12 protein-coding genes are annotated in these 11706 nt (G+C 39.1%); 7 read left to right on the top strand and 5 right to left on the bottom strand.

Going from position 1 to position 11706, the window contains the following annotated elements:
* Positions 1 to 60 precede the first annotated feature (60 nt).
* The 4 genes from MTN97_RS06680 to MTN97_RS06665 are packed head-to-tail and all read right to left on the bottom strand — an operon-like array spanning position 61 to position 3596.
* Entirely contained in the window at positions 61 to 561 is a 501-nt protein-coding gene (locus MTN97_RS06680; protein WP_028834506.1) for a DUF3299 domain-containing protein, read from the bottom strand.
* A 14-nt stretch (positions 562 to 575) separates the two neighbouring features.
* Entirely contained in the window at positions 576 to 1823 is a 1248-nt protein-coding gene (locus tag MTN97_RS06675) for an ABC transporter permease (RefSeq protein ID WP_248474006.1), read from the bottom strand.
* Positions 1820 to 2518, bottom strand: a complete 699-nt coding sequence (locus MTN97_RS06670; protein ID WP_069438833.1) for an ABC transporter ATP-binding protein — start codon at positions 2516 to 2518, stop codon at positions 1820 to 1822. Before MTN97_RS06670 ends, MTN97_RS06675 begins: the two co-directional genes overlap by 4 nt.
* 7 nt (positions 2519 to 2525) lie before the next feature.
* On the bottom strand, positions 2526 to 3596 hold the full coding sequence (locus MTN97_RS06665) for a CDP-glycerol glycerophosphotransferase family protein (protein WP_083238636.1): 1071 nt from the start codon (positions 3594 to 3596) through the stop codon (positions 2526 to 2528).
* 178 nt (positions 3597 to 3774) lie between these two features.
* Here MTN97_RS06665 and MTN97_RS06660 point away from each other — a divergent pair, with 178 nt between their 5' ends.
* The 7 genes from MTN97_RS06660 (at position 3775) to MTN97_RS06630 (ending at position 11326) form a co-directional block, all read left to right on the top strand.
* A complete protein-coding gene (locus tag MTN97_RS06660; RefSeq protein WP_248474005.1) occupies positions 3775 to 4878 on the top strand; it encodes a phosphoribosylaminoimidazolesuccinocarboxamide synthase in 1104 nt (367 codons plus the stop codon).
* Positions 4879 to 5015: 137 nt separating this feature from the next.
* The gene (locus tag MTN97_RS06655) at positions 5016 to 5681 is read left to right on the top strand and encodes a methylamine utilization protein (protein WP_248474004.1); all 666 of its coding nucleotides are present in this window, start codon (positions 5016 to 5018) and stop codon (positions 5679 to 5681) included.
* Positions 5671 to 7986, top strand: coding sequence for an EAL domain-containing protein (locus MTN97_RS06650; RefSeq protein ID WP_248474003.1), 2316 nt, complete (start codon positions 5671 to 5673; stop codon positions 7984 to 7986). Before MTN97_RS06655 ends, MTN97_RS06650 begins: the two co-directional genes overlap by 11 nt.
* Positions 7976 to 8806: a DUF3034 family protein gene (locus MTN97_RS06645; protein WP_008113758.1), complete on the top strand. Its 831-nt coding sequence runs from the start codon at positions 7976 to 7978 to the stop codon at positions 8804 to 8806. Before MTN97_RS06650 ends, MTN97_RS06645 begins: the two co-directional genes overlap by 11 nt.
* Positions 8806 to 9225 (top strand): group 1 truncated hemoglobin, encoded by a 420-nt coding sequence (locus MTN97_RS06640; RefSeq protein ID WP_248474002.1) that lies wholly within the window; start codon positions 8806 to 8808, stop codon positions 9223 to 9225. The genes MTN97_RS06645 and MTN97_RS06640 overlap by 1 nt, the downstream gene beginning before the upstream one ends.
* Positions 9226 to 9326: 101 nt before the next feature.
* Entirely contained in the window at positions 9327 to 10499 is a 1173-nt protein-coding gene (locus MTN97_RS06635; RefSeq protein ID WP_248474001.1) for a capsular biosynthesis protein, read from the top strand.
* A complete protein-coding gene (locus tag MTN97_RS06630) occupies positions 10496 to 11326 on the top strand; it encodes a sulfurtransferase (RefSeq protein ID WP_248474000.1) in 831 nt (276 codons plus the stop codon). The genes MTN97_RS06635 and MTN97_RS06630 overlap by 4 nt, the downstream gene beginning before the upstream one ends.
* Before the next feature lies 1 nt (position 11327).
* On the opposite strand, the gene MTN97_RS06625 is transcribed toward MTN97_RS06630, so the two are convergent.
* Positions 11328 to 11678: a DUF5522 domain-containing protein gene (locus tag MTN97_RS06625; protein WP_248473999.1), complete on the bottom strand. Its 351-nt coding sequence runs from the start codon at positions 11676 to 11678 to the stop codon at positions 11328 to 11330.
* Positions 11679 to 11706 lie beyond the last annotated feature (28 nt).

The raw sequence follows: 11706 nt of genomic DNA, 5'->3' as shown, positions 1-11706 counted from the left end.
TTTTATTACAAAGTCGTTATAAAAGAACCGCGTTTTTACGCGGTTTTTTTATTTTAAGAATTAAAGCTCAAAAGGAGCAACACCGACAGCTTGCATTGTGTAACCTACTTGAGCGATTTCGCCAGACCAAGTTTGCGTTTTAATAATACCCGTTACAACAATCGCATCGTATAAGCTATCGATAGGGACACCGCCTTTAATGGTCACATGAACCAGCTGATTTGGCGGCGGCGGGGGCACATGAATACAGGCACCAAAGTAAGGGACTAATAAAAACTCGGTGATAAGTTCGCTATCGCCTTCAAGAGGTACAACAAAACCAGGTAAGCTAACAGACTGCCCATCAAGTGCTTTAACAACTGGCGCGTCTAAATCAGGTTGCACCCAGTTTTGTTCACTGCCTTCGTGATTAGCTTGTGCTTGAGTATCTATTTGTACATGGCCCTCGGGTATGAGGTCTTCCCAAAAAATTTCCTTGGGTGGATTTGCAATGCTAGCAAAGCTAATTAGCACTGCGCTTAATAGCATTAAAGAGTGTGTAGTTACTTTAAACAACGTCATGATCATCCTAAAGTTTATATTTTTATACTCATACCATCACTGAGAGAATAAAAGTAAGCGCGTGTAGCGGGGATCAAGCCAATAATAAATCCCGCAGCCATAATAACGCCAATCAAAGTGAGTTCATAGTCAGAGAGCATGCTGATATTAATACTTACTCCAGCTTGGCTCTGTAAGTAACCCGCGGTCGTACCCATAAGCGTATAAAATAAAATACAGCCTACCAAGCAGCCTAAAAAGGTGGTGAGCAGTGATTCCATACTGATCAGCGAAAATAATTGCCAAGGGCGGGCACCCACAGAACGCAGTATTGCCAGTTCTCTGCGGCGTTGATTAAGGTTAGCAAGTAATGTGGTTAACATACCGAGCAAGCTAATAATGACCACCACAAATGAAAATAGCAGTAGGATCTTTTCTATTATTGCCAGCATTTCCCAAAGCTCTTTTAAAGTGACTGTGGGCATAATCGCTAATAGAGGCTCTTGTTTATATTGATTTATGTTACGCCTAATTTGTAGCGTATAAAGCGGTGAGTCGAAGCCCATTAAAAAGGCGGTAATTTGTTTTGGGTGCCCAATTAATGCATGGCTCGAGTGATCATGATGATCGTCATGATCATGATGGCCGCCACCATGGATCAGCTCAATTGCCGCCAGTGGCACATGCAAGGTTTTATCCACCGGGGTACCGGTAGGCTTTAAGATACCAACCACTTTAAAAGGGTTATCATCATGATGATGAAAGCTAGTATTGCCCATGCCATGAGAAATCACAATTTCATCACCAATTTTATAGGCCAGTTTACTTGCAACCTCACTACCTATAACAACTTCATTGATGCTAGAAAAAGCCTGTCCTTGTTCAAATGCTAAGGGTTGTTTTTTAGCAAATCGATAGTGCTTAAAATAATCGAGTGTGGTGCCTAAGACAGCTTGACCTTTATGGCTATCTCCAAGGCTGATAGGAATGCTCCACTTAACCCCGCGCTGTTTTGTTATGTATTGATAGCTTTGCCAACTCACCCCATTGTTGGTATGGCCAATTCTAAACACCGAGGAGAGGAGTAATTGAATATCGCCAGTGCGTGCGCCAACAATTAAATCGGTACCCGAAATGGTATTACTAAAACTACTTTTAGCATCTACGCGAACTCGCTCAATACTGAGTAATAACATGACGCTAATCGCAATAGTGAGCAATGTCAGTAATACGCTGGCACGTCTATTGAGCAAACTTTTATAGGCAAGTTTAAATAAAATCATACATCACCTTGTAAACTTACTAAGTCGATTGTGCGGCTAAAGAGTGGCTTTAATGTTTCATCGTGACTGACAAAAACAAGCGTGCTGTTACTTTTTTTTGCTTGTTCAAATAGCAGCTTAATAAAGCTTTCACGATTTTGCGTATCAAGTGCTGAAGTAGGCTCATCGGCAATGATAAGTTCAGGGCTGCCTATAAATGCGCGTGCTGCGGCAACTCGCTGTTGTTGCCCAATACTTAAAGTGGCAACATCTTTATGGTGATACTGCGGTGTAAGGCCTAAAGCAATTAATAACCGTATCGCTTCTTGTTGTAAGGCAGAGTTTTTATTTGATGATTGCTTTAATGTTTTTCGTTTTCGGTTTTTTGAAAACTCACACCCAAGCGTTATATTTTCAATAGGAGTTAAATAAGGAAGCAGGTTAAAGTTCTGAAAAATGTAGCCAATGTGATCCGCTCTAAAAACATCACGGGTAGTATTGCTTAATGCAGTTAGGTTTTGGTTTAAAATTGATACCTCACCGCTAGTGGCTGTATTAATACCAGCAAGAATCGCTAATAATGTTGATTTACCTGAGCCACTAGGACCGTGTAAAAAAATATGCTCACTTTTTTCTATGACTAACTCTTTTATGTTGAGTGTGAGTGAGCTATCGCTTTGATGCCACTTAAAAGTTACGTTTTTCAGATTTATCATTATCAGGTTACCAACCCCAGTAGTTTAGATCTTTACGCATTTTTAGTTGTCTTATAATATTTAATGGCTTGGGTTTTAGTTTTTCGTTACGTTGTAAAAATTCATTAGCTGCATTTAATACGCGCTGGCTAGATTGACCATCGGTGTACGGATGAAGCTCCTGACAGTAACTTTCAATATTTTGCATTAAATCAGTAGGCTTAGTAAGCGCGTGTTCAATAGCTGCTTCTACGTCATCAGCGTCGGTAATATTAAGTAAATGAGAAAGAGGTTTTTGATTACAAAACGTGACTACCGGTTTACGTAGTAGTAAAAACATTAAAAGAACTGACGATGTATCGCACAGCATAACATCAGCAGTTTGTAGCAACGGCAAAACGTTATCGGTTTCAATAAATGTTAGATTTTCGTTACTCAGCGCTTTGTATTTATTAACCCATTCGACTGGCATTTTAGGATGAAACTGCATCAAAATACGCCACTTACCTTGTTCACTAAAATGCTTTATTTGTTCATATAATTTAGGAGCAAGTGATAGCTTTCGTGAGAAAGTTGAGCATATAAGTAAAGTAGGGCGAGGGTCGTCACTTACATAAGGGTTATTTGAAGTATTACTAAAAAGTGGATCGAGTGTTGGCCAGCCAGTTTCTGTTACTTTAAAGAAACCATGCTGTTTAGCGAGCTCTTTAAATCGGGTTGTTGTATTTGGGCCTTGCGTACAATATAAATCGTAACAACCACGAATAGTAAAGTGACCACGATTACCTTCAGAGCTGCGCTTTTCAGAATTAAAACCATGAAATACAGCCACTTTTTTACCCGGAATAAAGCTAGGTACTATATTGCCCGGTATAAATGTAATGTTTGGAGCCCAGTTTTTAACATCTTTTATGGTACGTAAACGTGGCTCGTCTGTAGTTAAAAAATCGGGGTTTACTTCGCTACCCGCTAAAAACCAGCGTACTTCACCACCATGTGCCAATATTTGCGCCTGTAAAGGCCTTAAAATAGCATAGGAATAATTTTGAGAAATATACATTAAATATTTCTTATTCTTAGTGGCAGTTAAATAGTTCAAGCTAGCTCCTTAGGGCAAGTAATCATTCAAGTTTACCCCAATGCGCCAGCTAGATAAATATTCTAAGATGATTTGTTTTTAGCCTAAGATTGAGCTTTGTGGTTGGCTAGATTATTATAGAGCGCCTAACCCCAATTCCATACTTTGCTCTTTGAGCATGCCAAACCCCGGAGATAGCATGACTAGCTATAAAGTTTTAGACGTAAACGATGACTTACCCATTCGTACCAAAGGTAAAGTACATAGTGGCAAAGTGCGTTCAGTTTATTGGTTAACTGATGCAGATAGCAAACGCTTAATAAATGAAAAAGGCTATAACGTTCCTGCCGATACTGAATTAGCCATTATGGTTATTTCTGACAGAATTTCTGCTTTTGATTGTATATGGCAAGGTGAAAATGGCCTAAATGGCGTTCCTGGTAAAGGGATTGCATTAAACTCAGTGGCTGCTCATTGGTTTAACATGTTTAATGAAGCCGGTTTGGCGGGTAATCATATTGTTGATATTCCTCATCCATACGTATGGATTGTTCGTAAAGCCAGTACAGTTAAAGTTGAAGCGATTGCTCGTCAATATATTACCGGCAGTATGTGGCGCGACTACGCCAAAGGCGAAAGACACTTTTGTGGTTTGCAACTTCCTGAAGGCTTAAAAGCGAATCAAAAGCTTGAGCAAGTACTTATAACTCCTTCTACTAAAGGTATTATAGAAGGGGTTGCCGATATTCCTGCCGTAGATGATGTAAACATCACGCGTGAAAATATTACAAACAACTTAGATGTTTTCAATTTTAAATCGGCTGACGATGTCACCAAATACGAAAAATTATTGGTAGAAGGATTCGAGCTAATTAGTAATGAGTTAGCTAAGCTAGGGCAAATTTTTGTTGATACCAAATTTGAATTTGGTTATGTAGAAGATTTAAATGGTGCGCAGCAACTTATTTATATTGATGAAGTAGGGACACCTGATTCATCGCGTATTTGGGATGAAGCATCTTATAGAGATGGCAAGATTGTTGAAAACTCAAAGGAAGGTTTCCGTCAGCTGTTAATTAATAACGTACCAGAGAGTGATGTGTTATTAAATAAAGACCGTATGGCTGAGCGTGAGCAGTTAGCAAAAGATTATATTTTACCTGAGTCAGTAATGCTTGAAGTGTCTGACACTTATGTGGGCATCGCGAGCAAAATTATTGGTAAAGAGATTATTATACCTAATGATCCGCGCCAAGAAGTGATTGCTATTTTAGATGCTGATTACGGTTTAATCGTTAAATAACGTAGTAAGTAGACAGATATAGCAAAGCTCATTTTAACTAATGAAAAAGTATGTATTTTAAGTAACTGAGCTATAATTCTTGCAATTAGTGCTCGTCTCTAATTAACTTAACCTATGGTGAATTTTTGGGTATGGTTATGTTAGAGCGAGCATGGCAAGTTATTGCAAAACGTCGTTATTTATTAGCACTGGGTGTATTGTTTAGTGTATCGGCTTTTGGTAATACCATTAATTTGGTTATTAAAGATCAGCATGACCAAGTATTGCCTAATGCTGTCGTAGAAATAAATCATTTACCTTCTTCAAAAACTTCGGGCAATTTACCCACAGCGGTAATGGATCAAGTTGATAAACAGTTTTCTCCAGAGTTGCTTATTGTACACCAAGGTCAGTACGTCGACTTTCCAAATAGCGATAATATTCGCCACCATGTTTATTCTTTTTCAAAAGCTAAACCTTTTCAATTAAAGCTTTATTCTGGCCAGCCAGAAGAACCTATTAAGTTTGATAATCAAGGTGTTGTTGTTCTAGGCTGCAATATTCATGACTCCATGGTGGGCTATATATATGTCGCTAACAGTAGTCATGTGTATACCAGTAACGAGCAAGGCCAGATAAAGCTGCAAGTAGATACTTTTCCTGTGCAAGCCAGTGTTTGGCATTCACTACAAACAGCTCCCTTGGATAATAAAAAACAGTTTAATATAGAATCACCCAGCCCGTTATCAATAACTATAAATACATCTACCCCTGCACCACGTAATACCTTTGGCAGTCAATTTAGGGAAGGCAATGGCCAATAATTTACGCAGCCGTATAACAACGCTATGCGTTGGCTTGGTGTTACTCACTACCTTGGTTAGTTTACTGAGCTTTTGGTGGTCTACCAGTAAATTTCAGGCAGAAAAAGTGCAACAAAATATAACGGTTGCGCAAAGCGTTTATAAACAATATTTAAAATCAAAAGAGGGCTTATTATTAACAGCCGCAAAGGTGTTAACCGCTGATTTTGGTTTTAAGCAAGCGGTTGCAACTCGTGATGCCGCCACTATTAGCAGTGTGTTATACAACCACAGTCAACGGATCAATGCGGATCTTATGCTGTTGCTCGATTTATCAGGGCGGTTAGTATCAGCTAATGTTAATGCACAAAATTTTGCCGATAACCTACAGCCCTTAATGGATGAGTTATTAAATAATTCTGAGCAATCGAGCTTTGTGGTGTTAAATAACCAGCTGTACCAAGTGATTTTATTACCCGTTAAAACTCCCAGAACCATAGCTTACAGTTTGGTCGGATTTAAAATAACATCTGCAGTGGCTACTGAGCTAAAAAGCTTAACCGGAATGGAGGTTAGTTTTGTTGCGCAATTAGATGATTTTGCAACAAGCTCGCTAGTATCCCAACCAGATAACTTTCAACCAATAACGTACTTTACCAATAAAACTACGGCTCGTTTTTTTGCCGAATACTTGGCCTATGAAAACGAACAAATAGCTTTACCCTCTTTACAATCGCATCCGATAACCTTACTGCTTAGCGCAGATTTAACCTCAAGTTATCGCGATATTGAGCAATTATTATTAACGCTGATCACACTCGCTGTTTTAACTATGTTATTTGGTGTGATCACCAGTAGTTTGTTAGCAAATAATTTAACGACAGGACTTTCACAGTTAGCGGTTATTGCCAGACAGTTTGCAAAAGGCGACTACCGCTTTAAATTTGAAGGTAAAAAGCAAAGCAGTGAAATAGAAACGCTCGTGAATGCTTTTAATAACATGGGTAATGATATTAATAAGCGTGAGCAGCAAATAAGTTTTCAAGCACATCACGATACTTTAACAGGGTTTTATAACCGTTCTGCTATGTTAGATTTATTAGCTAAGCGGCTCACTAATGATGCGCGGTACACGCTTGTTGCTATTGATATAAAAGGCTTAAGGCATATAAACGATAAGCTTGGTCCACAAGTAGGGGATGGATGTTTAATTGCAGTGGCAAACCGTATTCGTCAATTTTCTGATGAGCTAGGTGGTTTTCATGCCCGTATTGGTGGCGATGAATTTTTAACGGTTTACCCTTGTGCAGAGGTTGAGCAGGTAAAATGTGCAGTGGCTGATTTACTCAAGCAATTACAGCTAGCTTACAAGGTTAAAAATTTAAAAATAAGCTTACGTTTTAATGCTGGTATTGTGCAATACCCAGAGCAAGGGACTAAAGCAGACGATTTAATGCGACGTGTACTCATTGCTGTAGATGCAGCTACAACGAGTCAGCAAAGCTTACATTATTATCAAGACGGTGAAGATGAGGCGCATTTAGACCGTTTAATTATGCTTGATGAACTCAAACAAGCAATTGATGATGATAATGGACAATTATTTATGACCTATCAGCCTAAATTGAATATTAAAAGTCAGAAAATTGATAAGGTAGAGTCTCTTATTCGTTGGCAACGTGATGATGGGAGCTGGGTTTCGCCTGAAGTGTTCATTGATTTAGCTGAGCAGTCAGGATTAGTTGTGGAACTAACTGCCTGGGTTGTCGATACAGTTATTGCGCAAATAGCCGATTGGGATAAAAAAGGGATTCACTTACAGGCAGCCATTAATGTGTCAGCCCAAGATATTGCGCATGCGGGGTTTCATAATTTGTTGGTCGCAACCTTAAAGAAATATCATGTAAACCCAAGCTCTATCACTATTGAGTTGACGGAGCGCGATATGATCGAAAATGAAGCTCATGGTATCAAAGCGTTAGAGAACTTAAAAACTATCGGTGTTAAAATATCATTAGACGATTACGGTGTCGGGCAAACATCATTGGGGCGATTAAAAATGTTACCTATTGATGAGCTTAAGTTAGATAAATGCTTTATTTTAACTCTGCACGAATCACAAAAAGATCAATACATAGTGCGCTCCTCAATCACATTGGGTCACCAATTGGGGTTTTCTGTTGTGGCTGAAGGGGTGGAAACCGCTGAGTCTTTATCAATGCTTCACGAAATGCAATGCGATCATGCGCAAGGTTACTATTTAAGTCGCCCTTTAAAAGCGCAGCAATTAGAACAATGGTTAGAGGAATATCAGCGTGTACATTAAGTTATTATTCGCCTTGGCACTCTCATTTTGTAGTGCGTTAAGTATGGCTGCTACGGGGAAATTATTAGCAACACCGGGCGTGTCTCAAGTTGAAGGCAGTGCAGGAGGAGGGTTAGTTCCTTGGGCGCAGCTAGCAGGATATGCTAGTGAGGACGAATGGGCTGTTAATGGTTTTTGTAGTCGTGCTGATGTTACTGACTACCGTCTTGATGCCTGCGGCATGCAACTAAACCTATTCAATCGTGTTGAGCTCAGTTATGCAGTGCAGCAGTTTGATGTGCCTGCACTCAATACCGAAATAGAGCAGTCAATTTCTGGGGCAAAAATTCGTTTATATGGTGATATAGTATACAGTAAGTGGCCCCAGCTAAGCATGGGGGTACAGCATAAATCACTAGAGGATGGCACAGTAGCAAAGTTAGTTGGCGCAAAAAATACCAGTGGTACAGATGTGTACCTAGCCGCCAGTAAATTACATTTGGGCGCACTTGCTGGGTACAACTGGTTTTGGAATGTGACTACTCGCTACAGTAAAGCCAATCAGCTAGGACTGTTAGGATATGGCGGGGCTAATGAGGGCAGCCATATTTTAGTAGAAGCAAGTAGTGCAGTTTTTGTAAGTCGTGAACTTGCCATTGGTGTTGAATATCGACAAAAAGCCAATAACCTAGGTTTAGGCGAACAAGATTGGCGCGATTTATTTATAGCGTGGATGCCTAATAAGCACATGAGTGTGACTGCGGCCTATTTAGACTTAGGGCGGATTGCTGGTGTTGATAAACAAACCGGCTGGTATTTATCGGTTACGGGGTATTGGTAATGAAACTGAGTGTATTTATTTTTTGTTGTTTAAACTTACTTGCAGGGTGTACAACCCAACCCAATACCTCTTTGTATCACCAGCTTGGCGAACAAGCTGGGCTTGAGAGACTAACTGATAGTTTTATTACACAAATAGGTAATGACAAACAAGTGTTTCATTACTTTGAGCACAGTAATATCAGTCATTTTCGACAAGGGTTTATTAGCCATTTATGTTCGCTGGTGGAGGGCCCTTGCGAATATAAAGGCGACTCGATGGTTGCTATCCATACAGGTATGAACATAAATGAAAAAGACTTCAATCACGTTGTCGATTTATTAATAAATGCAATGAACGAGCAAAATATCCCACATACAGTGCAAAATGAAATTTTAGCTAAAATGGCGCCATTGCGTGGCGAAATTATTAAGATTTAACAACTAAAATCACATTGATAGTCATTAATAATTCAACCTAACTTTTAATACACTTGTCGACGTAGTAAAATTTAATTAAAAAGTTGGTGAATGAAGCTTTTATGACTTATTTATTTATATCCCGCAGTAACGTACATGCAAAATATTATAAAAAAATAATAAAAAAAATGTCACTAGACTGCCAGCTACATGTCATGGGGAAACCTAAGCTTTCTGCCATAAAGTATTTAAAAGATGCATTTAGAGTAGACTTTAATGATGTTGTTAAAGCGCAACTGAAACGTAAACAAGCGCGTAATATAATTTGGAATAGCTATATAATAAAAAAGGGTTACACACTCAGTCTTATCTTGTTTGAGCGTTTGCGTTATGCTAAATATTTAGCGCTTTTAAACAACGTTGATCCTGAGTATGTTGTTCTTTGGAATGGCAATAAATTACCAAATATAACTGTAGCTATGGCTGCAAATGCGCTAGGAATAAATCAATTTTATTATGAAAATGGACTTTTGCCGGGGACTAGTAGTTTAGACCCGCGTGGTATTAATTTTAATGCATCCTTAAGTCGTGACCCCTCCTTTTATCTTAGTTTTGATCCCCATAATTCCTTGAAATTTTCGGAGCCAGCTTTAATTCCTAGAGCAGATCATAGAAAGCGATGTTCATTTGACTTCGAAAAAGTTCCAGAGCGATATATTTTTGCTCCTTTTCAGGTACCTCATGATACGCAGTTAGCAAGCTTTTCTCCTTGGGTAGACTCAATGGATATGTTTTATGATGTTGTAGTTGAGGCTGTTAAGAGTTTGAACGATCCTTCATTAAAAGTCGTTTTTAAAGAACATCCATCATGGCACAAACATTACTCCCACCTTTACAGCAAAGATTCTGTAGCAATATTCGCTAATGGAAATAACACTAGTGACTTAATCAAATGTGCAGAGGCAGTCATAACTATTAACTCAACTGTTGGCCTTGAGGCTTTGCTATTTAATAAGCCGGTATTAACACTGGGCCAAGCTTGTTATAACATTGATGGGTTGGTTAAGCATGCTAACGATGCGGAATTATTGAGTAAGTATGTTTATGAGATCACTCAAGGGTGGCAGCCTGATTTGTTAATACGCAATAAGTTTTTTAGTTTTCTTGAACACGTCTATTGCATACCCGGTGTTTGGAAGCATACAGAGGAGAAGCACATCAAGGCAATTGAAGCGCGCTTTACTGGCAATGATGAGTTTTCTAAATATCATGGCACTAAAAAGAATAAACAATGAAAAATATAGTCAATGCACAATGGTTACATGCGCGTTTAGAGCAAACTAACTTAGTTATTTTTGATGCAGGTATGCTACGCCCCTCAGCTACAGGGGAATATTCGCCCGTTGCTATGCTACCTAAAGCACAACGGTTTGATATCAAAAAAGAACTCGCAGATACTTCAAACCCATTACCCAATACCTTGTGTAGTGCAGAGCAATTTACTCAGGTGATGCAAAAAGCGGGCGTGAATCACGACTCATTGGTGGTGATTTATGAAGATGCGGGGTTATTCAGTGCAGCTAGAGCCTGGTGGATGTTTAAAGCCATGGGATTTAATAACGTAAAAGTGCTCAGTGGTGGTTTAGCCAAGTGGCTTGAACTAGAGCTTCCGGTTGAGTCAAGCTATACACAAGCATCACTAAAAGGTGACTTTATTGCTCAATACCAGCCTGGTTACTTTATTGATAAAAAACAGGTGCTAAGTGCTACTAAGGATACCAATACGGTCATTTTAGATGCGCGTGCTTATGAGCGTTTTACCGGTAAAAATAAAGAGCCAAGAGCGGGTATGCGCAGCGGCCATATTATTAATAGCTATTCGCTACCTTTAACTAGCTTATTAGAAAATGGCGAGGCAAAATCACTCGACTTTATACAGGCACAGTTTAATAAATTAGTCGGGAATGCAAAACAGCTGCAATTTAGCTGTGGTTCAGGTGTTACTGCCTGTGCGCTTGCATTGTTCGCTGATGAATGCGGATATAATAATTTAAGTGTTTACGACGGCTCGTGGAGTGAGTGGGGCGCTGATAGCTCACTGCATATTGCTGTGGGTGACTAATTTAATTATAGGGACAATTTTTACACCCGTTTTTGCAGCAAGTACCCCGTTTTAAAAAATACCACTTACTAAACACCATGTAATTATTCTGCATGGTGTAATCTAACCCTTCAATTAAATTATCATGGTTTCTAAATTGTTTAGCAAAAGCGATTTGAGCTTTTATTGGCTGAGTATATATGGTTTCTATATAGTAATTAATTTTAGCAAGAGTACATGATCCGCATAAGCAGCTGGTTGCTGTATCATCGAGTGGTAAAATAGCGGGTAACTGATAACACCAACATGCGGTTATATCATTAACATTACAGTTAAGCGTTGTATTACATTGGCTGCAGTTTATCTGGGTCATTTTAGGTCTTATTAACAGTAGAGCAGCA

This window comes from Pseudoalteromonas sp. 2CM36K, from assembly GCF_023161865.1.
Lineage (GTDB): Bacteria > Pseudomonadota > Gammaproteobacteria > Enterobacterales > Alteromonadaceae > Pseudoalteromonas > Pseudoalteromonas tetraodonis.
This window is presented reverse-complemented; position numbering and strand designations above follow the sequence as displayed.